The sequence below is a fragment of the Acetobacter oryzifermentans genome (assembly GCF_001628715.1).
GTDB lineage: Bacteria > Pseudomonadota > Alphaproteobacteria > Acetobacterales > Acetobacteraceae > Acetobacter > Acetobacter oryzifermentans.
In genome coordinates this window covers 2,174,365-2,199,515 of record NZ_CP011120.1, presented here as the reverse complement: position 1 = coordinate 2,199,515, position 25,151 = coordinate 2,174,365, and the positions used below count along the sequence as shown (strand labels likewise).

At 53.8% G+C, this 25,151-nt stretch carries 18 protein-coding genes and 1 tRNA gene; 11 read left to right on the top strand and 8 right to left on the bottom strand.

Going from position 1 to position 25,151, the window contains the following annotated elements; translation table 11 throughout:
- Positions 1-55: 55 nt before the first annotated feature.
- Both hisD and hisG read right to left on the bottom strand, forming a co-directional pair.
- Positions 56-1,369 (bottom strand): histidinol dehydrogenase, encoded by a 1,314-nt coding sequence (gene hisD, locus WG31_RS10355; protein ID WP_006117507.1) that lies wholly within the window; start codon positions 1,367-1,369, stop codon positions 56-58.
- A gap of 14 nt (positions 1,370-1,383) precedes the next feature.
- Positions 1,384-2,115 (bottom strand): ATP phosphoribosyltransferase, encoded by a 732-nt coding sequence (hisG, locus tag WG31_RS10350; RefSeq protein WP_006117506.1) that lies wholly within the window; start codon positions 2,113-2,115, stop codon positions 1,384-1,386.
- Between hisG and WG31_RS15830 the strand changes: the two genes are divergently transcribed.
- The gene (locus WG31_RS15830; RefSeq protein WP_162853399.1) at positions 2,107-2,250 is read left to right on the top strand and encodes a hypothetical protein; all 144 of its coding nucleotides are present in this window, start codon (positions 2,107-2,109) and stop codon (positions 2,248-2,250) included. The two genes, hisG and WG31_RS15830, sit on opposite strands and share 9 nt — an antisense overlap.
- Before the next feature lie 40 nt (positions 2,251-2,290).
- On the opposite strand, the gene WG31_RS10345 is transcribed toward WG31_RS15830, so the two are convergent.
- Positions 2,291-5,131 carry an Rne/Rng family ribonuclease gene (locus tag WG31_RS10345; RefSeq protein WP_456303825.1) on the bottom strand — a complete coding sequence of 947 codons (2,841 nt, stop codon included), beginning with the start codon at positions 5,129-5,131 and terminating at the stop codon, positions 2,291-2,293.
- A 492-nt stretch (positions 5,132-5,623) separates the two neighbouring features.
- Between WG31_RS10345 and WG31_RS10340 the strand changes: the two genes are divergently transcribed.
- Complete coding sequence (locus WG31_RS10340) at positions 5,624-6,523, top strand: N-acetylmuramoyl-L-alanine amidase family protein (RefSeq protein WP_063354465.1); 900 nt, start codon at positions 5,624-5,626, stop codon at positions 6,521-6,523.
- On the opposite strand, the gene WG31_RS10335 is transcribed toward WG31_RS10340, so the two are convergent.
- Positions 6,487-7,425 carry a DMT family transporter gene (locus WG31_RS10335; RefSeq protein ID WP_006117503.1) on the bottom strand — a complete coding sequence of 313 codons (939 nt, stop codon included), beginning with the start codon at positions 7,423-7,425 and terminating at the stop codon, positions 6,487-6,489. The two genes, WG31_RS10340 and WG31_RS10335, sit on opposite strands and share 37 nt — an antisense overlap.
- Before the next feature lie 142 nt (positions 7,426-7,567).
- A tRNA-Leu gene (locus tag WG31_RS10330) sits at positions 7,568-7,654 on the bottom strand.
- A gap of 181 nt (positions 7,655-7,835) precedes the next feature.
- Between WG31_RS10330 and WG31_RS10325 the strand changes: the two genes are divergently transcribed.
- From WG31_RS10325 to WG31_RS10305, 5 genes are all read left to right on the top strand, one after another.
- A complete protein-coding gene (locus WG31_RS10325; protein ID WP_063354464.1) occupies positions 7,836-8,789 on the top strand; it encodes a complex I NDUFA9 subunit family protein in 954 nt (317 codons plus the stop codon).
- A gap of 194 nt (positions 8,790-8,983) precedes the next feature.
- Positions 8,984-10,432: an NAD(P)-dependent oxidoreductase gene (locus WG31_RS10320; RefSeq protein ID WP_063354463.1), complete on the top strand. Its 1,449-nt coding sequence runs from the start codon at positions 8,984-8,986 to the stop codon at positions 10,430-10,432.
- The gene (gene gltB / locus WG31_RS10315) at positions 10,432-14,988 is read left to right on the top strand and encodes a glutamate synthase large subunit (protein WP_035351870.1); all 4,557 of its coding nucleotides are present in this window, start codon (positions 10,432-10,434) and stop codon (positions 14,986-14,988) included. Before WG31_RS10320 ends, gltB begins: the two co-directional genes overlap by 1 nt.
- A 61-nt stretch (positions 14,989-15,049) precedes the next feature.
- The gene (locus WG31_RS10310; protein ID WP_063354462.1) at positions 15,050-16,987 is read left to right on the top strand and encodes a M3 family oligoendopeptidase; all 1,938 of its coding nucleotides are present in this window, start codon (positions 15,050-15,052) and stop codon (positions 16,985-16,987) included.
- 2 nt (positions 16,988-16,989) lie between these two features.
- A complete protein-coding gene (locus WG31_RS10305; protein WP_063354461.1) occupies positions 16,990-18,354 on the top strand; it encodes an ABC1 kinase family protein in 1,365 nt (454 codons plus the stop codon).
- Between the two features lie 63 nt (positions 18,355-18,417).
- Here WG31_RS10305 and WG31_RS10300 read toward each other — a convergent pair whose 3' ends face one another.
- The gene (locus tag WG31_RS10300; RefSeq protein WP_006117497.1) at positions 18,418-19,023 is read right to left on the bottom strand and encodes a hypothetical protein; all 606 of its coding nucleotides are present in this window, start codon (positions 19,021-19,023) and stop codon (positions 18,418-18,420) included.
- 221 nt (positions 19,024-19,244) lie between these two features.
- Here WG31_RS10300 and ispH point away from each other — a divergent pair, with 221 nt between their 5' ends.
- The 4 genes from ispH to WG31_RS10280 are packed head-to-tail and all read left to right on the top strand — an operon-like array spanning position 19,245 to position 23,255.
- A complete protein-coding gene (ispH, locus tag WG31_RS10295; RefSeq protein ID WP_026019375.1) occupies positions 19,245-20,246 on the top strand; it encodes a 4-hydroxy-3-methylbut-2-enyl diphosphate reductase in 1,002 nt (333 codons plus the stop codon).
- 9 nt (positions 20,247-20,255) lie between these two features.
- The gene (locus WG31_RS10290; RefSeq protein ID WP_063354460.1) at positions 20,256-21,230 is read left to right on the top strand and encodes a homoserine kinase; all 975 of its coding nucleotides are present in this window, start codon (positions 20,256-20,258) and stop codon (positions 21,228-21,230) included.
- On the top strand, positions 21,214-21,708 hold the full coding sequence (gene rnhA, locus WG31_RS10285; protein ID WP_035351875.1) for a ribonuclease HI: 495 nt from the start codon (positions 21,214-21,216) through the stop codon (positions 21,706-21,708). The genes WG31_RS10290 and rnhA overlap by 17 nt, the downstream gene beginning before the upstream one ends.
- Before the next feature lie 56 nt (positions 21,709-21,764).
- Positions 21,765-23,255 carry a hypothetical protein gene (locus tag WG31_RS10280; RefSeq protein ID WP_245191502.1) on the top strand — a complete coding sequence of 497 codons (1,491 nt, stop codon included), beginning with the start codon at positions 21,765-21,767 and terminating at the stop codon, positions 23,253-23,255.
- A gap of 14 nt (positions 23,256-23,269) precedes the next feature.
- Here the strand turns inward: WG31_RS10280 and WG31_RS10275 are convergent, their stop codons facing one another.
- Both WG31_RS10275 and WG31_RS10270 read right to left on the bottom strand, forming a co-directional pair.
- Positions 23,270-24,298, bottom strand: coding sequence for an OmpA family protein (locus WG31_RS10275; RefSeq protein ID WP_063354459.1), 1,029 nt, complete (start codon positions 24,296-24,298; stop codon positions 23,270-23,272).
- Positions 24,295-25,110 carry an NAD kinase gene (locus WG31_RS10270; RefSeq protein WP_006117493.1) on the bottom strand — a complete coding sequence of 272 codons (816 nt, stop codon included), beginning with the start codon at positions 25,108-25,110 and terminating at the stop codon, positions 24,295-24,297. The genes WG31_RS10275 and WG31_RS10270 overlap by 4 nt, the downstream gene beginning before the upstream one ends.
- Between the last annotated feature and the right edge of the window lie 41 nt (positions 25,111-25,151).

The following is a 25,151-nucleotide window of genomic DNA, read 5'->3' as shown; positions in this document are numbered from 1 at the left end:
AGAGCCGTTAAAGGTCAATCTTGGTGAGCAGATATGGGTGAGTGACAGCCTATGGTCAAGCATTAGGTGTTGAGGCTGCCAGAACATCCAATCTGGCGGAAACACTAAGTGCGTGGGCTTCCAGCCCTTCGGCCTGAGCCAGCGCCACAGCAGCGGGCCCGATCTGGCGGAGGGCATCCGGGCCGCCAGATAAAAACGTTGTGCGCTTCATGAAGTCAAAAACAGACAGGCCAGAAGCAAAACGCGCGGTGCGGGATGTAGGTAGCACATGGTTGGGGCCGCCTACGTAATCCCCTATGGCTTCGGGGCAGAAACGGCCCAGAAAGGCAGCCCCGGCATGGCGTACATGGGTAAACAGGCTTTCCGGATCATCCACCATCAGTTCAAGATGTTCGGGTGCCAGACGGTTGGCCAGTTCTACGGCTTCCTTCATATTGCGGCTAATCAGCACTGCACCATTACGTGCCCAGCTTTCTCCTGCAATAGCTGAGCGGGACAGTACGCGCAGTTCAGCTTCCACAGCCTGAATAACGGTATCTGCAAATGCTGCATCAGGGGTAATAAGTGTGGCTTGCGCGCATTCATCATGCTCGGCCTGTGCCAGCAGATCCAGCGCAATCAAGCGAGGATTCGTATTCGAATCGGCAATCACCACCACATCAGATGGGCCAGCAATACTGTCTATGCCCACATATCCAAAAACCTGACGTTTGGCTTCGGCCACGTATGCGTTGCCCGGGCCAACAATGCGATCCACCGGGCGGATGGTTTGCGTGCCATAGGCCATAGCGCCCACAGCCTGCGCACCGCCAACACGGTAGATTTCTGTTACACCAGCTCGGTGCGCTGCGGCCAGCACCAACGGGTTAATCACCCCATCAGGAGTTGGCACACACATGGCCAAACGCTGCACTCCAGCAACTTTGGCGGGGATGGCGTTCATCAACACGGAAGATGGATATGCTGCTTTGCCACCGGGCACATACAGGCCGACTGCATCTAGCGGAATCCAACGCATGCCCAATGTCATGCCCACATCATCTGTGTAACGGATATCAGAAGGTAGCTGGTTTTTATGGAAGGACTCGATACGCTGTGCGGCAATATCCAGTGCTTCCAGAAGTTCAGGGCTTACTTTTGCGCGTGCCTGCTCGATCTCCTGTGCCGTAAAGGCAAGCTGTTGCGCGGTAAGGGGCAGGCGGTCAAAGCGCTCTGTAAAAGCACAAAGTGCGGCATCACCTTCTTTGCGTACAGCAGCCAGAATATCTGCAACCGGTTTATGAACTTCCTGCCCTTGCTCCTCACGATTGGAAAGAAGAGCGGTAAAGGCGGTTTCAAAATTCGGTTCGCGCGTATCAAGCCGTTTCATGGAATGCGTCTGCCTTACACATTTTCCGCAACGGGCGAGGATGTAGCAAGCGCCGTGCGAAAGCGGGAGAGAATGCGGTCAATCTGTTCCGGGCGGGTTTTAAGGGCCGTGCGGTTAACAATAACGCGGCTGGTGACCTGAGCGATGGTTTCTACTTCCTTCAGGCCGTTGGCTTTCAGGGTAGAGCCTGTATCCACCAGATCCACAATGAGGCGGGAAAGACCAAGCATTGGAGCCAGTTCCATGGCACCGTGCAGGTGCACAATGGTGGCGTTAATGCCGCGTGCTGCAAAAAAGCGACGTGTGATAGCGGGGTATTTGGTGGCTACCCGCACTTCGGACCAACGCTTCCATTCCTGTGGATCATGCGGAAGGTGAGCAGGCTGCGCCACAGAAATGCGGCATGCGCCAATACCCAGATCAAGCGGGGCGTAAATTTCGGGGTAATCGAATTCCATCAGCACATCAGCGCCGCAAACGCCAACCTGTGCACCGCCGCTGGCCACAAAGGTTGCAACGTCAAACGAGCGCACGCGCACCACATCAACCTGTGGGTCCTGCGTGGGAAAGCGCAGTTTGCGGCTATCTCCCCCCAAGCATTCTGGGGCAGGGGCCATACCTGTGCCAGACATAAGGGGTGACACAGCTTTGAGGATACGGCCTTTAGGGAGAGCCAGAACAATACGCCCGTTATCTTCCGTGCCGAAAGATGTTTCGGTCTGATGGGCAGGGCGGGGATGGTTCATGAAAACTCCGGCGGAGGCAAGGCGTGTCAAATTAAGCCTGCACTCCTACCACAAGGCGCAGCAGAAGAAAAATATGTAGTGGCCACATCTGCCATCAGTTTGCGTCTGGCAGATATGGCCACTTACCAGATCTAAAGGAGAAAGCCCTTTAAATCTGGTAGAAGCGTGGTGTGATTTACTTTTTCCACCAGCCGGTACGCCTGCGCGTTGCTGGCGGGCTATCTTCGATCACGATAGGCTGGACAATAGCTTCTTCTTTATCAGAAACTTCAGATGCAGCCTCTTTAGGTGCAGAAGTAGCAACTGCTTCGCTTCCGCTGGCGGCTTCTGGAGTAGAGGCTGGTTCTGCCTTTTTACGAGTGGTGCGCCGACGCGTTGTTTTCTTTGGCTTTTCCTCGGCAGTGTCCGCTGTAGAAGCTTCAGCCGCTTCTGTTGCCTCATCCTTTGCCACTGTTTTGCGGCGGGTTGCACGGCGGCGCACAGGTTTTTTGGGGGCCTCTGCTTCCGTTGATGCAGCTTCTGCTTCTGGTGCGGCTACAGATGTTTCTGCCTGTTCGGCATTTTCTTCGGTTGCGGGTTCTACCTTCTTGCGTGTGCGGCGACGACGCGGTTTAGGCGCTTCTTCCGTTTTTTCAGGCTCTTCCGGTGCAGCCATAACGGGCTGGGGTGCAACCTCTTCCGTTTTGGCGGGTTCTACTGGCACGCTTGCAGCTTCTTCCTGCACGTTAGCTGCTTTAGGTGCTGGTGCAATGTCAACAGCCTGTTGGCGGGCAGTGTTTTCCAGAAGTTCGAAAATGTCCGGCGCACCGCCAAATGGATTGGCCGGTGTTGGGCCTTCCCATGCTGGCATATTGGGCCGTGGCGCGGGGCCTTCTTCGATATCTACATGGATTTCCGTGCGTGTTTCAGTTGGTTTGCGCACACGGGAGCGGCGGGTTCTGCGTCGGCCCGGCACCAGATTGGTTTCTGCTTCGGCTTCTGCAACAGGTTCTGCCGCGTTTTCAGGCGCTGCAATGGGTGCGGTTTCAGCAGTTTCTGGTGTTTCTGTATCAGGCTGTGTCTGTGTTTCAGATACCTGATTGGTGTCCTGATCATTCCGCCGACGGCGCCGACGCCGACGCCGACGCCGTGGCTCGTCGGAAGTATCGGCAGTTTCCTGAATAGAAGAAGCTTCTGCAGCCGGAATTTCTGGCGTGGCAGCAGCAACCTCATCTGCCACAATGTTTTCAACCGGCGGCAATGGCGGCTGAATCCGTGGCGGACGTGCATGCTGGCGGCGTTCGATCCGAACTTCCGGAGCTGGCAGCGTATTGTCTGCGGCAAACAGCACTTCCATCTGGTGGCGCTGTTCGATCTGGGTCAGCCAGTCCCGCTTGTTGTTTAGGATGTAGAAAGCAATATCCGCAGCAACATGCACGGTAATGGCGGAAGAACGGCGGCGTGCACCTTCTTCTTCCACTGCGCGCAGAACATGCAGGGCAGAGCTTTCAATGCTGCGCATCATGCCTGTGCCATTACAGTGCGGGCAAGGCATAAAGGCGGCTTCTGCTACAGATGGGCGTAGCCGCTGGCGCGACATTTCCAGCAACCCGAAATGGGAGATAGAGCCAATCTGGATACGTGCCCGATCATGCCGCAAGGCATCTTTCAGGCGGCGTTCGATCATGGAGTTATGGCGGCGAGACTCCATATCAATGAAGTCGATTACAATCAGGCCAGCCAGATCGCGCAGGCGCAACTGGCGGGCTACTTCATCAGCAGCTTCCTGATTGGTGCGGAATGCCGTTTCTTCAATGTTACGTTGGCTGGTGGCTTTGCCCGAGTTTACGTCAATGGCAACCAAGGCTTCTGTCTGGTTGATAACCAGATAACCGCCAGAGCGCAGAGACACCACGGGGGAGAACATGGCATCCAGATGCCCTTCCACGTGGTAGTGGGTGAACAGAGGTTGGTTTTCCTTGTTCCACAGCCGGACTTTTTCTGCGTGCTGAGGCATCAGCATCCGCATGAAGTCCCGCGCGGCTTTCCAGCCGTTTTCTCCATCCACTACAATTTCGCTGATTTCGCGGGTGTAAACATCGCGGATAGCGCGTTTTACCAAGCTCGCTTCTTCGTAAATCAGTGCGGGGGCCACGGATTGAAGCGTATGTTCGCGGATATCATCCCACAGATGGAGCAGATATTCGCAGTCTCGCGTAATTTCTGGGCCGGGCCGTTGCGCGCCAGCAGTGCGCACAATCATGGCCATGCCGCGGGGCAGGTTAAGGTCGGAAACAATATCTCGCAGGCGGCGGCGGTCTGCCACAGATGTAATCTTGCGTGAAACGCCACCACCACGCAGGGCATTGGGCATAAGCACACAGTAACGGCCAGCCAAAGAAACATAGGTGGTCAGGGCTGCGCCCTTGTTGCCACGTTCTTCCTTAACCACCTGCACAAGCAGCACCTGCCGACGGCGGATAACTTCCTGAATACGGTAGTTACGCAGGAATCGGGCAATGCGTTTTTGAATAAGGGCTTCTTCACCCGTATCTGTTTCGCCGCCGACGTAGTCTGGAGCATCCGGCTTGTTGGTAGAACGTTCTTCCCGTTCAGAACCTTCGCCTTCATTCTGAGCGGCAGTGTCAGATGCTTCTATATCCTGTTCCGTATCAGATGCCTGAGTTTCTGCATTGTCAGATACATCATCTTCATCAGAACCATTTTCGCTGTTTTCCAGCAGAGCTTCTTCTTCCGCCTGAAGGGCCAGCAGCTTTTCGCGGTCAGAAACCGGGATCTGATAGTAATCCGGATGGATTTCGCTAAAGGCCAGAAAGCCGTGGCGGTTGCCGCCATATTCTACAAAGGCGGCTTGCAGGCTTGGCTCTACGCGAACAACGCGGGCAAGGTAGATGTTCCCTTTAAGCTGCTTTTTTGCAGCAGATTCAACATCGTAATCTTCAAGCCGATTTCCGTCCATCACAACAACACGCGTTTCTTCCGCGTGTGTCGCGTCGATCAGCATACGCTTTGACATAAAAAGAAAAACTCCGGTGCGCCGGTGGCCAGCCTGTGTGGTGCTGCCGTGTAAATGGCATGGCACGACGGAGCAGGGGCTCTTCCGGCGGATATAAACAGGCGTGCGATAAAAATTGGAAGGCGTACAAAGTTTCCATAGCTGCCCCTGTATCAGCATCCTTCAGGCACGGTACGGCCTGTGGTCTGGCTGTTTTCAGCAAAGGGATGGGGCGGGCGATGGTCATGTATCCTTCAGTCAGTGTTTCTGCCCCTGATCTTTATGCGTGCGGGCGCGGTGTTGATGTAACCGGCGGCCCCCGTTCACGGCATGGACGGAGCGGAATAAAGCGCATGACGGGCATTTCTACCCTTGTGCCATACTGTGCGAACATGGCTCAAATAACCATAAATCGCAAGCCATTCGTAACAAACGCTGTTTTAGGGTGCCGATACATCTTTTTTCTGTCATTTTGAGTGCACACTTTAGCGTAAAGTGAACAGGAGCACTTTAATGGCTTTTCAGGCAGGCAAGATGCGCGGCAAAATCGTTGCTTCTGCAACGGTACAGAAGGGTGTTACACGCCGTTCCGGGCTGCTGTATTTAGGCGGTGGCGGACTGGTTGCTGCCGCTACGCCAGCAGATGTTTGGGCCGCAAATAAGCAGGCAACAGGGCATAAACTGGCAGCTCCGGCTCTTGTTGGTAAGGCACGGCCCGCAGCCCCGCTTATTATGCTAGACCCAGGGCATGGAGGCAAAGATCCTGGGGCCATTGGGTACACTGGTACGTATGAAAAACATGTAGCGGAAGCTGCCGCGCAGGAGCTAAGGCGGCAATTGTTGGCAACGGGACGTTACCGCGTAGCCATGACACGTGCTGGAGACCATTTTGTACCGCTGGATGGTAGGGTGGAACTGGCGCAGCAGCACGGAGCATCGCTTTTTATTTCCATGCATGCAGATGCTTTGCATAGTCCGCAGGTGCGTGGGGCCAGTGTTTACACCCATTCGCATGGCGCATCAGATAGCCAGACCGCAGATCTGGCCAAAACCGAAAACAGTGCAGACAGATATGGCGGCCCGATGGTGCATAGTGCATCACCAGAGGTGCAGCAGATTCTTGCTAGTTTGGTAACAGAAGAAACCCGCAAAGGCTCAGCCCATATGGCGCAGGCTGTGGTGTCGGCCTTTAATTCTCGGGTGCTGTTGCTGCCGCATCCGCGCAGGCATGCCGCTTTTGCGGTGTTGAAATCTGCCCAAATTCCCTCGGTTCTGGTTGAAATGGGCTTTATGTCTAATCGAATGGATGAGGCTGCGTTGCGTCAGGCAGGCCACCGAGCCATGGTGGCCGGGGCCATGCGAGACGCCGTTAATCGTTACTTTGCATCAGCCGGAGTGGGGCTTGCGGGCTGAAGGCGCGCCTGCTTGCGTGCAAGGCGCCGCTGTTTGAGTGCGAGTAGATGCTTGCGGAACCAATCCAGCATGCCAGATAAGGTAACAATTGTTACGCCAATAATGGTCCATTTATCTAGCGGTTCATGGAACAGCAAATAGCTAAACAGTACAGCCCAAACCATTTGGGTGTATTGTGGCAATGCCACGCGGCTGGCGGGGGTAAGGGTGGCCGCCAACATAATAAGTAGTTGGCCTAGAGCCGCCAGAAATCCGTAACCAAACAAAAAGCTCCAATCCGTAACTGTATGTGGCCACGTAAAGTTGGGAAGGGCCAAAAGGCCATCCCCAAGCAGAGGCCCGGCTAGGCTAGAGCCAAGAACCCCCAGTTTTGTGGTGCCTGTGCCAGCTACACGGTAAGCAATAACGTTTACAGCGCTGGCAATGGCAGCGGCTAATGCACAGGCATGGCCAAAATGAAGTGGCCGCACGCCGGGGCGCAGCACAACCAGAACGCCTGCAAACCCGATAGCCACAGCAACCCATCCCCAAAGGGATACTTTTTCCTTAAGTGCGACAACAGAAAGAATGGTGGCAATAAAGGGCATAAGGAACATTAGCGAGAGCGCTTCTGGCATGGACAGAAGCATGAAGGATTCTACGCTGGCGGCTGTGGCAATAAATGTTGCGACAGCCCGAATCCACCACATGCCCGGTTTTTGAATGGGCAGAATGTTCAGCCATGATTGCCCGCGCGATTTAACAAACGGAACCAATAGCAGCCCAAAAACACCACCAGAAAAGGCAACCTCAAACGGATTGAGCCTGCCAGTAAGCAGTTTAGAAAAAGCATCACTTATAGAGAAAGCTGCAAACCCCAATAAAGACAGCAGCAGGCCCTTAGTGGGCGGGCTAAGTTTCATGTGTTGTGCTCTGCCTAATGGCGCGTAAGTGAAAAGAATAAAGAAGTGTCATAAACAGCCCGAAGGCTGAATTGAATACTCAACTCTTTGATATTTACCATTTAGGGAGAAGAAAAATATCATATAAACTATATATGATATTTGGTGCCCAGAAGAAGACTCGAACTTCCACGACCTTGCGGCCACAGGTACCTGAAACCTGCGCGTCTACCAATTCCGCCATCTGGGCTCAAATGGCAACCAGGAGTGTCCCCGGCTGGTGAAGAGCCGTTTACCCCTCTGTGATGGGAGCGTCAACAGGGAAAATGATTTTTCTGACAGATTTGTGTCATTTGCCTGTCTGGCGTGGGCGGAGGGAATGGCACACAGTGCACAAAACACTGGATAAACGTGGAAGATGAGGGTGACTTATGGGTGCGCGTAAAATTGCAACCGTATTGGGTGGTGGCGGATTTGTAGGGCGTTATGTGGTGCAAAATCTGGCACGGGCCGGGTACGAGGTGCGCGTTGCCAGCCGGCGGCCAGATTTAACTGCGCGTTTACGCACGTTAGGGCGTGTCGGACAGATTGCGCCTTTTTATGCATCTGTTCTGGATGATGCTTCTGTGGCCTGTGCGGTGCAGGGGGCGGATGTGGTGATCAACCTTGTGGCTGTCTTATCTTCCGTCAAGCAGCAAACACTGCAAGCCGTTAATGTAGAGGGCGCAGGGCGTGTGGCGCGTATAGCGGCAGAAACAGATGTGCCTGTATTTGTGCAAATGTCGGCGCTTGGTGCTTCAGAAACGGCTCTTTCGGCTTATGGTAGAAGTCGGGCTGCGGGTGAAAAGGTTGTGCGCCAATGTCGGCCAGATGCTGTGATTATACGGCCTTCTGTTATTTTTGGGCCGGAGGATCATTTCTTTAACATGTTTGCAGGTCTTGCGCGGTATTTGCCGTGTTTGCCGGTTTATGGTGCTCATTCGCGCTTGCAACCTGTTTATGTGGGAGATGTGGCGCAAGCAGTATTTGTGGCGGCGCAGTCTTCTGCGTTTGCGGGGAAAGAACTTTTGTTGGGTGGCCCGCAGGAAATGACCATGCTGGATATTGCGCGGTTTGTATTGCGCGTAACGCAGCGCCATAAGCCTGTTTTTATTGTGCCATCAGTGCTGGCAAAGTTGCAGGCTATGGTTTTGGAGCGGCTGCCGGGGCATTTTCTGACGCAGGATCAATTGCGGATGTTGGCAACCGACAATGTTGTGCCCGCAGGGAAATCCGGTTTTGAAGCGTTGAATATCGTGCCGCAAAGCGTTGCGGCTATTGTGCCGTCTTATTTGGCGCGGTTTAGGGTGGGTGAGGCTCAAAAAGATATATCCTTTTCTGTATAACGGGTTGGGGATAAAAAGGACCGAAAATATACCTTTTTATCCGACCAATTAGATGGATTTTTGTTTTGTTATGAGGAAAAATATAAAAAGGTAAGCATTGCTGTCTTTTTATATTTACGGAGAACAAGCACCTTAGCTCCAGCAAAGTTTAGGGGCGGAGTCTGTCTGGCGCGCCCTTTCTCCGGGGATGCCACATGACGACCAAGATGCTTAAATTTGTCTCTGTGCCGCAAAAGCAGCCAGACAAGCGCACGGCTACGGCGCGGCGGGCAGATTTTGATGAAATTTATGAGGACTTCGCAACACCAGAAGCAACCGAGCAGGCCAGTCGGTGCTCGCAGTGCGGTGTGCCTTTCTGTTCAGTTCATTGCCCGCTCGGCAACAATATCCCTGATTGGCTGATGCTCACAGCACAGGGGCGGCTGGAAGAAGCCTATGGTGTTTCCTCCGCTACCAATACCTTCCCGGAAATTTGCGGTCGTATTTGCCCGCAGGATCGGCTGTGTGAAGGTAACTGCGTGATCGAACCGGGTTTCGAAAGCGTGACCATTGGCGCCGTGGAACGCTACATTACCGATACAGCATTTGAAAAAGGCTGGGTTAAACCTGTTAACCCGGTACTGGAGCGCAGCCAGTCCGTTGCTATTATTGGTGCTGGCCCGGCTGGTTTGGCTGCGGCAGATCAACTGCGCGCGCAAGGTTATAAAGTACATGTGTATGATCGGTATGATCGGGTAGGCGGTCTGCTGGTTTACGGTATTCCCGGCTTTAAGTTGGAAAAACACATTGTGGCCCGCCGTCATAAGCTGCTGGAAGAAGGTGGTGTTGTTTTCCACCTCGGCCAAGGCATTGGGGATGGTGAAGGCGAACTGTCTTTTACAGATTTGCGTAACCGCCATGATGCCATTCTGATTGCAACAGGCGTTTACAAATCGCGTGAAATCGGAGGCCCCGGCGTTGGGCTGGCGGGTATTGAAAAGGCGCTGGATTACCTTACGGCTTCTAACCGGCGTTCCTTGGGGGATACCTTGCCGCCGGAAGCGCAGGCATTGGATGCCGCAGGTAAAAACGTAGTGGTTCTGGGTGGTGGTGATACCGCAATGGACTGCGTGCGCACGGCTATTCGCCAAGGTGCAAAATCCGTGAAATGCCTGTACCGGCGTGATAAAGCCAACATGCCCGGTTCTGCCCGCGAAGTAAAAAATGCGGAAGAGGAAGGTGTGCAGTTTGAATGGCTGGCAGCCCCTGAAGCCTTTTTGGGTGAAGGCCATGTTTCTGGCGTGCGGGCTGTGCGGATGAAGCTGGGCTTGCCAGATGCCACGGGCCGTCAGTCAGTTGAGCCACTGGAAGGCTCTTCTTTCACGCTGGATGCTGATCTGGTTATCAAGGCTCTTGGGTTTGACCCAGAACCTCTGCCTCAGCTTTGGGGGCAGAAGGATCTGGCTGTATCCCGTTGGGGTACGCTCAAGGTTGGTCAGAAAGATTTCATGACATCCCTGCCGGGCGTGTTTGCCGCAGGGGACATTGTGCGTGGGGCCAGTTTGGTTGTGTGGGCCATTCGTGATGGGCGCGATGCAGCCGCCTGCATGCACACATGGATTCAGGAAAATGTAACGGCTACCGCCAAGGCGGAGCAGGGTTAATGGATATGGAACAGTTTCCCAACACCGTTTCCGCTGAAAGTAGCGAGGAATTTCTGAAAGCGTGGGATGCCAACGTGGCTGCGCTGGATGGGCTGTATGATCCAGCTGATGAACGTGATTCCTGTGGTGTGGGCCTTGTGGCCGCACTGGATGGCAAGCGTCGGCGTGAGGTGGTTGAAGCTGGCATCGCCGCTCTGAAAGCTATCTGGCACCGTGGCGCAGTGGATGCCGATGGCAAGACAGGCGATGGTGCGGGTATTCATGTAGAAATTCCGCAGGAATTTTTTGCAGATGCCATTACCAGCACAGGGGATCGGCCAGATGAAAGCCGGATTGCGGTGGGGCAGGTGTTTTTGCCCAAAACCGATCTGGCAGCACAGGAACAGTGTCGCCAGATTATCGAAACCCAGATTCTGGCGTTTGGATACGGCATTTATGGCTGGCGTCAGGTGCCGATTGATACTTCCTGTATTGGTGAAAAAGCCAACGCAACGCGCCCGGAAATTGAGCAGATCCTTATCCGTAATCTTCCCAATAAAGGGGAAGAAGAGTTTGAGCGTGATCTGTATGTGATCCGCCGCCGGATAGAAAAAGCCGCCATCGCCGCGCAGGTTGATCTGTATATCTGCTCGCTGTCATGCCGGTCTGTTATTTATAAAGGCATGTTCCTTGCAGAACATCTGACAGAGTTTTACCCAGATCTGCTGGATGAACGCTTTGTCAGCCGCTTTGCCATCTATCATCAGCGCTATTCCACCAACACCTTCCCTACATGGAAACTGGCGCAGCCGTTCCGTCGCCTTGCGCATAATGGTGAAATCAACACCATTTCCGGCAATATCAACTGGATGAAAAGCCATGAAACACGGCTTTCTCACCCAGATCTTGATCCGTGGATGGCAGATATCAAGCCGCTGGTGCAGGCTGGTGGCTCCGATACCGCAACGCTGGATAACGTTTACGAACTGCTGACTTTTGCTGGGCGTGATGCACCTTTTGCCAAGGCGCTGATGATCCCGGCAAGTGTTGGCGGTAATTCCTCCATGAAGCCCGCGCACCGTGATATGTTCACGTATTGCAACGCGGTAATGGAACCGTGGGACGGCCCCGCAGCACTGTGCGCCACAGATGGCCGTTGGGTTGTGGCTGGGCTGGATCGCTCAGGATTGCGCCCGCTGCGTTATACGGTAACAACCGATAATCTGCTGATTGTCGGTTCTGAAACCGGCATGGTGCGCGTGCCTGAAAACGCCATTGTCAGCCGCGGTCGTCTTGGCCCGGGTGAGATGATTGGTGTCGATCTTCAGGAAGCCAAGCTGTATGGTAATACCGAACTGCTTGATCTGCTTGCTGCACGGCAAGATTTTTCTAGCTGGATCAAACGCACCCAGAAAATTGGCCATATCGTCCGTTCGGATGTGACAGAGCCAGTTTATTACGAAGGCGAAGAACTGCGCCGCCGCCAGTTGGCTGTGGGCAGCACGCTGGAAGAACTGGAAGCCATTCTGCACCCAATGGTCTCTACCGCCAGTGAAGCCATTGGCTCCATGGGTGATGATACGCCTCTGGCTGTGCTTTCTCCGCGTTATCGTGGATTGGCACACTATTTCCGGCAGATGTTCAGCCAGGTGACCAATCCGCCAATCGATTCTCTGCGCGAATCCCGCGTGATGAGCCTGACAACGCGGTTAGGGAATCTGGGCAATATTCTGGATCAGTCCCCCGAACAGTGTGACATGCTTCAACTGCCCAGTCCGGTGCTGACATCTGGTGAGTATGAAGGGCTGCGCCACTTTACGGGCACTTCTGGTTGCGTGATTGATTGCACATTCCCCGCCAATGATGGGGAAGCAGGGCTGCGCGAAGCCATTGCCCGTATCCGGCGTGAGGCAGAAGAAGGTGTGCGGGGTGGCTGCACTCACGTATTCCTGACAGATGAAGATCAGTCTGCTGAGCGTGCATCTATTCCAATGATCTTGGCGACCGGGGCTGTGCACACGCATCTGGTGCGTACATCCTTGCGTACGTTTACATCTTTGAACGTGCGCACGGCTACGGCGCTGGATGTGCACGCTATTGCAGTAACAATTGGGGTGGGCGCCACCACAGTTAACCCTTATCTGGCGCAGGAAAGCATTGCAGACCGGCATCGTCGTGGCCTGTTTGGGCAGATGAGTCTGCGTGAGTGCATGGAACGCTACCGTAAAGCGGTAGATAAAGGCCTGCTTAAGATTATGTCCAAGATGGGTATTTCCATCGTGGCGTCTTACCGTGGTGGGTGCAATTTTGAGGCTGTGGGCCTTTCTCGTGCGCTTACGGCAGAATTCTTTCCCGGTATGCCTTCGCGTATTTCTGGTATTGGGCTTTCGGGCATTGCACGCAACGTATTGCAACTGCACGAAAGCGCATGGGGCGCGACCAATACGCTCACTTTGCCTGTAGGTGGCCTTTACAAGCTGCGCCGGAGTGGAGAACAGCACGCATTTGATGGCGGTCTGATCCATATGCTGCAAACAGCAGTGGCTACTGGCAGCTTTACCATCTACCAGCGTTATGCAGATGCCGTGCATGCGCAGCCACCTGTAGCCCTGCGTGATCTGCTGGACTTCCGTGATGGGCGCACGCCTATTCCGGTGGAAGAAGTGGAAAGCATTACGCAGCTGCGTAAACGCCTGATTTCCCCGGCAATTTCCCTGGGGGCCTTGAGCCCGGAAGCGCATGAAACGCTTTCCATCGCCATGAACCGAATTGGCGCAAAGTCTGATTCGGGTGAAGGTGGGGAAGATCCGGCACGTGCTAAGCCGCGCCCGAATGGGGATAACGCATCCTCCGCTATCAAACAGGTGGCATCTGGCCGCTTTGGTGTAACGGCGCAGTATCTGAATGATTGCCGTGAACTGGAAATTAAGGTGGCACAAGGTGCCAAACCGGGTGAAGGTGGGCAGCTTCCGGGCTTTAAGGTAACGGAGCTGATTGCCAAGCTGCGCCATGCCACGCCGGGTGTGACGCTGATTTCTCCGCCCCCGCACCATGATATCTATTCGATCGAAGATCTGGCGCAGCTGATTTACGATCTCAAGCAGATCAACCCGGAAGCAACGGTTACCGTTAAGTTGGTGGCGCGTTCTGGTATTGGCACCATTGCCGCTGGTGTGGCCAAGGCAAAAGCTGATGCCATCCTGATTTCCGGCCATTGCGGTGGCACAGGCGCAAGCCCGCTGAGCTCTATTAAATATGCGGGCTTGCCGTGGGAACTTGGGCTGGCAGAAACGCATCAGGTGCTTATGCTTAACCGTCTGCGCCATAGGGTGCGTTTGCGCGCCGATGGTGGTATCAAAACCGGGCGCGATGTGGTTATTGCCGCTATGCTTGGGGCAGAGGAATTTGGTATTGGCACAGCCAGCCTTGTGGCCATGGGCTGCATTATGGTGCGCCAGTGCCATTCCAACACTTGCCCAGTAGGTGTGTGTTCTCAGGACCCCAAAATGCGTGCCAAGTTTGAAGGTACCCCCGAAAAGGTTATCAATCTATTCTCCTTCATTGCAGAGGATGTGCGGAATATTCTGGCTTCGCTGGGTTTCCGTTCTCTAAATGAAATTATCGGGCGCACGGATCTGCTGCGGCAGGTTTCCCGCGGGGATGATTATCTGGATGATCTGGATCTGAACTCTCTGCTGTCTCAGGCAGATCCGGGGCCGTTCGCACGCTACTGCACGCTGGATGGCCGGAATGAAGTGCCAGATACGCTGGATGCGCAGATGATTGGTGATGCCAAGCCGCTGTTCGACCACGGTGAGAAAATGCAGTTGCACTACAATGTGCAGAACACCCAGCGCGCCATTGGCACGCGCATTTCCTCTCTGATTGTGCGTCAGTTTGGTATGAAAACACTGGCACCGGGGCATCTTACGGTGCGTCTACGCGGCTCTGCGGGGCAGTCTCTAGGGGCGTTTGCTGTGCAGGGGCTTAAACTGGAGGTGCTGGGTGATGCCAACGATTACGTGGGCAAAGGGCTTTCTGGCGCAACCATTACGGTGCGTCCTTCCCCGTCCTCTACGCTGGTGTCTAACAAGAACGCCATTATCGGCAACACGGTTCTGTATGGGGCCACTGCGGGTGAACTGTATGCCGCAGGGCAGGCAGGGGAACGCTTTGCCGTGCGTAACTCTGGTGCGATAGCTGTTGTAGAAGGTTGTGGTTCCAACGGGTGTGAATACATGACAGGCGGCACCGTGGTGGTGCTGGATGATGTGGGTGACAACTTTGGCGCTGGCTTTACCGGCGGCATGGCCTTTGTGCTGGACAAGGACAATGTGTTTGATAGCCGGGTAAACCCCGAATCCCTGTTGTGGGTGCGTGTAACTGAACCGAAATGGGAACAGATGCTGCGCAGCCTTGTTGAACGGCATGTGGAAGAAACAGGTTCTGCCTATGCCAGCATGTTGCTGCATAAATGGGATGAGGTTCTGCCGCACTTCTGGCATATCGTGCCTAAGGATTATGCCCGGATTATCGGCTTTACGGTGCCGGAACAGCAACTGGAAAAAACAGCCTGAACCATAAGGCTGCATGTAAGTTGACAGAAGCAGATGGGCGGAGGGGAAACCTTTCGCCCATTTGTTTTTCATATCTGTTGTGCATGTGAACCGCGCTTATGTTTGCGGCCTCTCGCTTCCAGCAGAAATGCACTGTAAAGTGTTAGATATGGAACACACAGCGCATTCCCTCCGTTCACATCCGCTTCCGGTTTTTGCAACGGAAGCCGGTACCGTTGCCAACACACCTGCAGGGCAGGGGGCGGCCTCTCTTCCGCGTTGGGATCTTTCAGCCCTTTACGCGGGTATGGATGATCCGAAGCTGCACGCTGATTTGGCTGAGGCAGAAAAAAAAGCTCAGGCTTTTGCCAAGCAGTATCAGGGTAAAATTAGCGGCCTTTCCGGCAAGGAATTGGCAGACGCCATAGCAACCTTTGAAATTATTGAGGAAATGCTGGGCAAGGCAGGTTCTTATGCTTCTCTGCTGTTTGCCGCAGATTCTTCAGATGCTTCCATCAGCCAGTTTAGCCAGTCCATCAATGAACGGCTGACAGCCATTTCCACTCATTTGCTGTTTTTTACGCTGGAACTGAACCGGCTGGAAGAAGCAGACCTTCGGGAAAAGCTACAAGATCCCACACTGGCGCATTGGCAGCCTTACCTGCGTGATATCCGCATGTATCGTCCGCATCAGCTTTCTGATGATGTGGAAAAGGTTCTGCTGGAAAAATCTGTAACCGGTGGACAGGCATGGTGCCGTCTGTTTGATGAAACCATTGCGGCTTTGCGCGTCACACTCGATGGGCAGGAAATTACGGTAGGGGATGCGCTTAACCGTTTGTCCGATACAAACCGGGCAACAAGAGAGCAGGCAGGTAAAGCCGTAGGTGGCGTTTTTGAAAAAAATGTCCGCCTGTTTGCGCTCATTACAAACACACTGGCCAAGGATAAATCCATCTCGGATAATCTGCGGCATTTCGCACGGCCAACTTCCTCCCGCAATCTTTCCAACATGGTGGAAGATGAGGTGGTGGATGCCCTTGTTTCTGCCGTGCGGTCTGATTATCCGCGCCTTTCCCACCGCTACTATGCCCTAAAAGCCAAGTGGATGGGGCTGGATAAGCTGGAGCACTGGGACCGCAACGCCCCACTGCCTGGGAATGATGATAAGCTGATTCCGTGGTCTGAAGCCAAGAATATTGTGCAAAAGGCATATGATGGGTTTGACCCACGTATGGGCAAGGTTATCAACACCTTCCTGACCAATCCGTGGATTGATGTGCCACCAGCACCGGGTAAATCTCCCGGCGCTTTTGCACATCCTACTGTGCCTTCAGCACATCCTTATATTCTGCTGAACTATCATGGTCGTATCCGCGATGTCATGACGCTGGCGCATGAGCTGGGCCACGGTGTGCATCAGGTTATGGCGGCAAAGCAGGGCTACTTCATGTCCGATACGCCGCTGACATTGGCGGAAACGGCCAGTGTGTTTGGCGAGATGCTGACATTCCAGTCTTTGCTGGATGCAGAAAAAGACCCACAGCGCCGCCGTCTGCTGCTGGCTGCCAAGGTTGAGGATATGCTCAATACTGTGGTGCGTCAGATTGCGTTTTATGAATTTGAAACCCGCGTGCACGATGCCCGTAAAAAAGGCGAGCTGCTTCCTGAACAAATTGGTGCCATCTGGCGCGGTGTGCAGACAGAAAGCCTCGGCCCGGCCTTTAATTTTACGCCGGAATACGATGTGTTCTGGGCTTACATTCCGCACTTCATCCATTCTCCGTTCTATGTGTATGCCTATGCATTCGGAGATTGCTTGGTGAACGCGCTGTATCAGGTGTTCAGTGAGGGTGCGCCGGGTTTCCAGGATAAATATATTGCCATGCTGGAAGCCGGTGGCACCCTGCGCCATAAGGAGCTGCTGGCCCCCTTTGGGCTGGATGCATCTGATCCGGGTTTCTGGCGCAAGGGGCTGGATGTTATTTCCGGCTTTATTGACCAGTTGGAGCAGGGCTGATTATGGCGCGAGATATGGATAATACCGGCGTTTTTGGTGAACTGCGCCGTATGGTGCAAACAACCGGAACCGTTGGTGGCATTGCAGCCCGGCTGGCAGGCAACAAAATAGGTTTGCGCTCTGGTGGAGCTTCTCATGCAGAAGATCTTAAATCCATGCTGGGTGGGCTAAAAGGCCCGCTCATGAAGGCAGCGCAGCTTCTGGCCACCATTCCCGGCGCGTTGCCTGATGAATACGCCGATGAGCTTGCGCAGCTTCAGTCCAACGCGCCGCCAATGGGGTGGAGCTTCGTGCGCCGCCGCATGACGGCGGAACTTGGGCCTGGATGGGAAAAGAATTTCCGCTCCTTCGGGCGGGAAGCCGCTGCGGCTGCCAGCCTTGGGCAAGTGCATCAGGCAGTGCTGGCCGATGGTCGCCGCGTAGCCTGTAAGTTGCAGTACCCGGATATGAAGGCCGCTGTTGAGGCCGATCTGCGCCAGTTCCGTATGGCTATTGGGGTTTACCACAAGCTGGATAACGCCATCCGGCAGGATGATGTGGTGGAGGAACTTTCTGAACGGCTGCGGGAAGAACTGGATTACCGGCACGAAGCCGCGAATATGCGCCTGTATCATTCCGTGCTGGCAGATTGCCCCGAAGTTACGGTGCCCTTACCAATAGATGAACTCTGCACGCAGCGGTTGCTGACGATGGAATGGGTGCAGGGGCAGAATCTGAATGCAGCCATAAAAGCAGGTCTTACGGAAGAGCAGAAAAAACGCATTGCGCGTGCGCTGTTCCGGGCATGGTATGTGCCGCTGTATCAGTATGGCGTGGTGCATGGTGACCCGCATATGGGCAACTTTACCATGAGGGAAGATGCAGGCCTGAACCTACTGGATTTTGGGGCTATCCGTATTTTCCAGCCTTCGTTCATCAAGGGGAATATTGACCTGTATTACGCGCTCCGTAACAAGGATATGGACATGGCTGCCCATGCTTATGAAGCATGGGGTTTCCGTGACCTAACGCGTGAGAAAGTGGCTGTTCTGAACGAATGGGCAGGGCTGTTATATGCCCCGCTGATGGTGGATGAAGAACGCTACATTCAGGATGACAACAACCCAGCCCTTGGGCGGGAAATTCTTTCCAAAGTGCATGATGGGCTGCAAAAAGCCGGAGGCGTGCGCCTGCCGCGTGAATTTGTGCTGGTTGATCGTTCAGCCCTTGGGCTTGGATCTGTGTTCATGCGGCTGAAAGTTAAGATGAACTGGTACCAATTGTTCCATGAAATCGTGCAGGATTTTGATGAGCAGGCTCTGGCCCAGCGTCAGCAGGCTGCCGTTAAGGCAGCACATTTTCCACCAGAAACGCAGTCGGCTTCCTGATTAAAGGTAAAGCTTACTTTGCTGGGGTGTGCTAAAAGCCCCAGCAAAGTAAGGTGGCTTACCTCAGTAAGCCTGATAAGCCGCGCGTTTAAGGTGAACCTGATTATATTCAAGCTGATCCTTGGTCAGCTGAAAACCAACTTCAAACCGATAATCTGAATCCACGTTTTTGGGTGGAATGGGCAGATCCACCGTGATCACCTTTGTATCGTCTTCAAAGGTAGAGAGGTTGGCCGGGAAGGACACGGTGTGGTGGAAGACATGTTTGTTCACAATTCTGTCTCCATGCAGCACGGCAATAAACCACGGTAGGGTAAGCGTATTGGCTGCCGCGGCTGGGCCGCGTTCGATCACAAAGCGCAACACGATTCGGGTTTTTAGATCCTTGGGGCCAGCGGCAAGGCAATCTCCCTGTAATTGCAGGATGCTGGCGCGGGCGATCATATTTTTAAAGCCCGTCCCCTTGCCTTGATAGAGGTAGTAATCTGCGGCTTCGGATGGAATATGCGTAATGGGGCAGGTGGGCGCAAAATCCATGGATTTGCTTTCACCATCACCGCAGCCACCAAGTGTGGCCAGCAGCCCAAGAGCTGCCAGACCCGGAGCGGCAATACGGGGGAACAGGCTGCGCCGTTGGTTGTGATTAAGGAACATGTATGGATCCGGCATTATCGGTTAAAACGGGTTGAACACAGCAGATAGCAGCCATCACACCCGGATAGGTATGTTTTTCAAGGCTTTGATGCCGTAAAACGGGTTGCATCCCATGCGTCCTTTGCGTAGGCCACAACTTCCGTCACCTTTATGGGTTTCGGGCATAGCCTGTTTTCAATATGCTTCTTCATAGCCAGTTTTCTTCTATACAGTCCGCTGCAACTTTGGGGAACACCATGCCCGATCAAACTGATACCCTTACCCCGCCCCAGAGCGCAGATGCTCAGCACGGCAGATCTCTTAAGGTTCTGCTGGCAGGCCCACGTGGTTTCTGCGCAGGGGTGGACCGTGCCATCCGTGTGGTGGAAGAAGCCATCCGTCGCTACGGTGCGCCTGTTTATGTCCGCCATGAAATTGTCCATAACCGGACAGTGGTGGAAGAGCTGGAAGCACAAGGCGCCATTTTTGTTGAGGAACTGGATGAAGTTCCCGTAGATGGCCACGTTGTTTTCTCTGCTCATGGCGTGCCAAAAACCGTGCCTGTTGAGGCCGAACGCCGTAACCTTTTGTATCTAGATGCCACATGTCCGCTGGTTTCCAAGGTGCATCGTGAAGCTGAGCGTCATTTTGCTGGTGGTGGGCCAGAAAGCCGCCATATCCTGATGATTGGCCATGCAGGCCACCCAGAAGTGGTGGGCACAATGGGCCAACTGCCACCCGGCGCCATGACGCTGATTAACGATGCAGAAGAAGCCCGCACGGTAGAGCCGGAAGATCCAACACGTCTGGCCTTTATCACTCAGACAACGCTTTCCGTGGATGATACGGCAGAAATTGTGGATATTCTGCGTGCGCGGTTCCCGCTGATTGAAGGGCCAAAGCGCGAAGATATCTGCTACGCTACCACCAACCGTCAGGAAGCCGTTAAAACCATCGCGCCGGAATGCGATCTGGTGATTGTTATCGGCTCTCCCAATTCTTCCAATTCCCAGCGTCTGCGTGAAGTGGCGGAACGCTCTGGCACACCGCGTGCGCTTTTGGTGCCCCGTCTGGATTCTCTGGATTGGTCCGTGCTGGAAGGCGTAAACACGTTGGGTATTACGGCTGGTGCTTCTGCGCCGGAAGCACTGGTGCAGGAGATGCTGGCAGAAATGGCCAAGCGTTATACGCTGTGCATTGAAGAGCGGATTGTGAAGGAAGAAAACGTAACGTTCCGCCTTCCCGCACCGCTAGGCTAAAGGTGCTGCATGGCCGTTTATACGGACGTTGGGAACGAGGCCCTAGAAGCGTTTTTACAGGATTACGCCATAGGGTCTCTGGTTGCGTTTCGCGGTATTGCCGAAGGGGTAGAGAACAGTAATTTCCAACTGCGTACAACAGATGGAGATTACATTCTTACTCTATACGAAAAACGGGTGAATGCGCAGGATCTGCCTTGGTTTTTAGGGCTTATGCAGCATCTGGCGCGTGAGGGGGTAACATGCCCCCAGCCTGTGGCAGATTCGCAGGGCCACGTGCTTAAAACACTGGCAGGCAGGCCCGCTGCCATTACCACATTCTTGCCCGGCGTTTGGCCGCGTGTTGTCAGGCTGGAGCATTGTCGCCCATTGGGGCGAGCTTTGGCACAACTGCATGTGGCGGGGCGTTCCTATAAGCCGGAACGTCAGAATGGTTTGGGGCCAGATGCATGGTTTGCGCTGCTAGAAAGCTGCGGCGCAGGTGCAGATAACGTGTGTGCAGGTTTGCGGGATGAACTGCAAAATGCACTGGAGCATATTTTGCCGTTTTGGCCGGGGCGGGGGAATAACTCGCTACTACCGCGTGGGCAGATTCATGCAGACATGTTTCCAGATAACGTTTTCTTTCTGGATCATGCAGTTTCAGGCGTGATTGATTTCTATTTCGCCTGCACGGATTTTCTGGCTTACGATATCGCCATTTGTTTGAACGCATGGTGCTTTCAGGCCGATGGGGCGTTTAACATCACCTTTGCCCGGCATATGATGCAAGGGTATGAGGAAATACGCCCGTTGGAGCCAGCAGAACGCAAACTTATGCCTGTTCTGGCCAGAGGTGCGGCCATGCGCTTTTTGCTGACCCGGTTGTATGATTGGATCAACACGCCAGCAGATGCCTTGGTAACGCCTAAAAATCCTATGGATTATCTGAAGCGCCTGCGCTTCCATCTGGAAACGGAAAGTGCTGATGCCTACGGATTCTGAAAATACCAGTGCAACAGAACAACCTGCTCTGGAGGTTGAAATCTGGACGGATGGTGGATGCCGCCCAAACCCTGGCCCAGGTGGCTGGGGTGTTCTGCTACGCTGCAAAGGCGTGGAACGAGAACTCTCTGGCGGTGAGCGTGAAACCACCAACAACCGTATGGAACTAACAGCCGCAGCAGAAGCGCTGGAAGCTCTTACGCGCCCTTGTGTGGTGAATTTACACACAGATAGTGAATATGTGCGCAATGGCATTACCCGGTGGCATACAGGGTGGGTAAGGCGCAATTGGCGCAATGCATCGGGTGATCCGGTTGCCAATATGGATTTATGGCGCAGGCTGCTGGATGTCTCCAAGCGGCACGAGGTTTCATGGCATTGGGTCAAGGGACATTCCGGCGTGCCAGAAAATGAACGGGTGGACCAACTCGCAACAGAAGCCCGAGAAAAAATAGAACAGTCTCTTTTAGAGAGCTAAAAATAAACCGGCTGAAAGGCCGGTTTTTTCATGAGACATTGCGAGGGAAAACCACTGTGGTTGAACGCAAAACATACCAAAACGTAGTAGGCTATTGGGTGGCGTTTGTGGTTTTAACGTTGCTTTATACCGCTTTGGGTATGACACAGCCTTTTAATTCAGACAGTGTTTCGACCTTGCTGGCCGCGCAAGATATTCTGCACGGTAATGTTTTACTGAAAGGGTGGGATCTTTCTACCCAGTCCTTCTATTTTACTGAAATACTGCCTTATGTTGTGGTGTTCGGCCTATTTGGTTGGCATGTGTCTTTTTATTACATTGTGCCAGCCATGTTGTGGGCTGTTGCTATGTTGCTGGCGTTTCGTATCGTATGTTCGGCAACGGGTATTGCGGGCTGGCCGCTTCTGGTTTTGTTAGGGGCACCCAGCGCTTTTGCCATCCATCTGGTGTTGTCGCCTTGTTATCATGTCGGCGCATATGTTGGCATGTTACTGTTTTGGTTGGTGTGGTTACGCAAACCGCAATGGTTACAATCTAAAAGCTTATTCGCAATCTGTACGCGCTGGAGCGGCACTGTCCTGTTTGTCGCTCTACTACTGAGCAGTGATGATCTGGTTAAGTATACTCTGGCTTTGCCGATTATTCTGGCGGCTATCGGATGCAGTCTTGAACAGCGCGGTCCAAGATATTGCGGAATTGCCAGCAGCATGGTGGGGGCCTTGCTGCTGGAGCACGTTATTAAAACAGTGCTTGCCCATAATGGAGCGTTCCATGTGCCGGGGTTGTGGAGTTCATCTTTTGGTTCACAAAGTCGGGCTTCGTATAATCTAAGCGTTCTGTTTTCCGGCTTCTTACAGTATTTTGGTGCTGATTTTTTTGGAAAGCCGATAACGCTTTCAGGTTCTGGGCGTGAGCTGTTTCATCTGATGTGTGCAGGTGGCACGGTATGGTGCTGCTTTCATGTGCTGCGTAAAAACCGGCAATGGACGCTGTTTGATCTTTCAGCCACCCTCGCTATTCTTATCATGTTGGCAGCCTTTATTTTTGGCGAACTGACAATGGATGAGCAGTCATTCCGTTATCTGGTTTTTCCATGCCTGTTGTCTGTTTTGCTAGTTGTTCGGCATGTGCAGGTGCCGCGTGGTTATGGCTTTCTGTTTGGTGGCTGCTGTATTTTGTATGCGGTAACAATTCTGCCGCGTCCCGTTTTAGGGTATGCAGCAGCAAATCAGAACTTTCCCGTAAACCATGCTCTGGAACAAATGGGCCTAAAGCAGGGTTTTGCGCCATACTGGAGCGCTGCCCGCAATAGTCTGCCATTTCAGGCACGGCTTGCGCCTATTGAGTTCACGCCATCAGGCATCAAAGCGTTTCATACCCTCAGCAAGCGACAATGGTATGAAACGGGTGGCAATTTTATTGTATGTGAAAGTGCGGATCAGGCCACACAGGCTCAAACACAGTTTGGGCCTGCACAAAAAGAAATACGCATAGGCAGCAATATGCTGCTGGTATGGTCGCACCCCTTTAAGGTGCCTGAAAACTGAAAAGATGCTCGTTTTTAGGGTTCAACGTCAGATTGGTAAATATCAATATAATCCTGCGGTGTGTTAGGGGCGGATTGTTTGGGCAGGCCAATAACGCGCACGTAAATGCGGGTAGAGGGTGTGCCACCATTCATGAGCACGCTGCGCGCCGCCAGCCCGCGGGCCAATGCCATACGCCGCGGCAATGATGGATCATCCACAGCGCCGGAACTGTAGGCATCTATCAGGGCGCGTTCATGCGGTTTGTCAGACAAACGCTGCCCAAATGCCAGAATGGCCTGATGTGTTTCTGGGTTAAGTGTTGCCGCATCTGGTGCAAAGGTAATGCGCACACCGCCTTCAATAGGTGTCACGGTGCCTGGAGCTTTTAAATCCACAGTTGGCTGCGGAGGCACCGGAAAGGGATGGGTTTCCACGTCTGATGGGGCAGGGGTAAGCTGCGGCAGCGGAGGTGGGGCATTTGGTATTGTTGCCGGCGGTGGCGGTTTATGCGGCTGGGCCGCAGGTGTTACGCTTTTGGTGTCTTGCGCCGGGGCAGGTGCGGCTTTAGCCACGGGTGCGGGTGCGGGTGCGGGTGCGGGTGCGGGTGCGGGTGCTTTGGCTTCAACCGGGGGCTTGGTAACCGGCTTGGGGGCAGGTGCACTTTTAGGCGCTGCTGCGGCTGGCTGCGTGTTTTTTACGCTGGATGTTTCTTTTTTCTGTGCTGTGGAAGCTTGCGGCTTTTCCACTACGCGGCGGCGCGTTTCAGTATGCGCAGGCGTTGTCGCCCGGCGAGGTGCTGCTTCATGCACAGGTGCCGCAGGTGTTGTGGGCGCGGTTATGGGTGCTGCCCCGCCCAAACTGTCCAGAGCCTGACTGTTGGTAACAATCTGAGCATGTGAGACCGCGCTGGTGGCAAGCAAGCTTGCGGCACACAAAAGGGCAAGGCGGCGAGAGAAAGGAAACATGTTCTGCATTAAATGGAAGACTAATCCAGAAAAAGAGGAAGAAGACCAGAGGGAAGCTGCTTTTGGCGCCTGAAAGCGGCCACACTGCGGCATCATGCAGAAAACTGTTCCGCCGCAATACGTTCAGAAAGGGTTTGCCCAGGGTCAAACAACAAGGTTACGGCCAATTCGCGGTCTTCCCACGCCTGCACAGAAACAACATCCCGAATTTCTATCGAATCGGCAACGGCTGCAACCGGGCGTTTGTCGTGTTCCAGAACACTAAAACCGACATGGGCCGATGAGGGCAGAAGTGCTCCGCGCCAGCGGCGTGGGCGAAAGGGGCAGATAGGGGTAAGTGGAAGCAGGTTGCCAGAAAGTGGCACAATAGGCCCGTGGGCAGAAAGGTTATAAGCGGTGGAACCGGCTGGGGTGGCCAATAAAGCGCCATCACAAATCAACTCGGGAATGCGCACCAGCCTATCCACATCAATGCGTAATTTGGCTGCCTGTCGTGTCTGGCGGAACAGATACACGTCATTCAGCGCCAATGCTTCATGTGCTTCGCCATGTGCCGTTACGGCTTTCATGCGTAAAGGGTGAATGATTGCAGCCTGTGCATGCGCCAATCTGTAAGGAAGGTCTTCTTCATCCGTAGGGTTCATCAAAAAACCCACGGAACCACAGTTCATGCCATAAACTGGGGTTGTCAGCCCGGCTTCCAGAATAACGCGTAGGGTTTCCAGCATAAAACCATCACCGCCCAAACAGATCACTACGTCTGCCTCACCGGGGTGGCAGTTGCCATAACGGGTCACCAGCCGATCAAGCTCATCACGGGCGGTTTCTGTAGGGGCCGCCATAAAAGCCAGATGTTGCGGAGGTCGCATAAAAATGGAGGGCGGAGTTGTAAGAGAAGTAGCAGTCATGTCTGTGTCCTGCTTCCTTCCAGGTCAGGAAAATTAAAGTC

Excerpts from the sequence above, each read along its gene's own strand:
- hisD (WP_006117507.1), bottom strand. The coding sequence starts at position 1,369 with ATGAAACGGCTTGATACGCGCGAACCGAATTTTGAAACCGCCTTTACC.
- WG31_RS15830 (WP_162853399.1), top strand. The coding sequence starts at position 2,107 with ATGGTTCATGAAAACTCCGGCGGAGGCAAGGCGTGTCAAATTAAGCCT.
- hisG (WP_006117506.1), bottom strand. The coding sequence starts at position 2,115 with ATGAACCATCCCCGCCCTGCCCATCAGACCGAAACATCTTTCGGCACG.
- WG31_RS10345 (WP_456303825.1), bottom strand. The coding sequence starts at position 5,131 with ATGTCAAAGCGTATGCTGATCGACGCGACACACGCGGAAGAAACGCGT.
- WG31_RS10340 (WP_063354465.1), top strand. The coding sequence starts at position 5,624 with ATGGCTTTTCAGGCAGGCAAGATGCGCGGCAAAATCGTTGCTTCTGCA.
- WG31_RS10335 (WP_006117503.1), bottom strand. The coding sequence starts at position 7,425 with ATGAAACTTAGCCCGCCCACTAAGGGCCTGCTGCTGTCTTTATTGGGG.
- WG31_RS10325 (WP_063354464.1), top strand. The coding sequence starts at position 7,836 with ATGGGTGCGCGTAAAATTGCAACCGTATTGGGTGGTGGCGGATTTGTA.
- WG31_RS10320 (WP_063354463.1), top strand. The coding sequence starts at position 8,984 with ATGACGACCAAGATGCTTAAATTTGTCTCTGTGCCGCAAAAGCAGCCA.
- gltB (WP_035351870.1), top strand. The coding sequence starts at position 10,432 with ATGGATATGGAACAGTTTCCCAACACCGTTTCCGCTGAAAGTAGCGAG.
- WG31_RS10305 (WP_063354461.1), top strand. The coding sequence starts at position 16,990 with ATGGCGCGAGATATGGATAATACCGGCGTTTTTGGTGAACTGCGCCGT.
- WG31_RS10300 (WP_006117497.1), bottom strand. The coding sequence starts at position 19,023 with ATGCCGGATCCATACATGTTCCTTAATCACAACCAACGGCGCAGCCTG.
- ispH (WP_026019375.1), top strand. The coding sequence starts at position 19,245 with ATGCCCGATCAAACTGATACCCTTACCCCGCCCCAGAGCGCAGATGCT.
- WG31_RS10290 (WP_063354460.1), top strand. The coding sequence starts at position 20,256 with ATGGCCGTTTATACGGACGTTGGGAACGAGGCCCTAGAAGCGTTTTTA.
- rnhA (WP_035351875.1), top strand. The coding sequence starts at position 21,214 with ATGCCTACGGATTCTGAAAATACCAGTGCAACAGAACAACCTGCTCTG.
- WG31_RS10275 (WP_063354459.1), bottom strand. The coding sequence starts at position 24,298 with ATGATGCCGCAGTGTGGCCGCTTTCAGGCGCCAAAAGCAGCTTCCCTC.
- WG31_RS10270 (WP_006117493.1), bottom strand. The coding sequence starts at position 25,110 with ATGACTGCTACTTCTCTTACAACTCCGCCCTCCATTTTTATGCGACCT.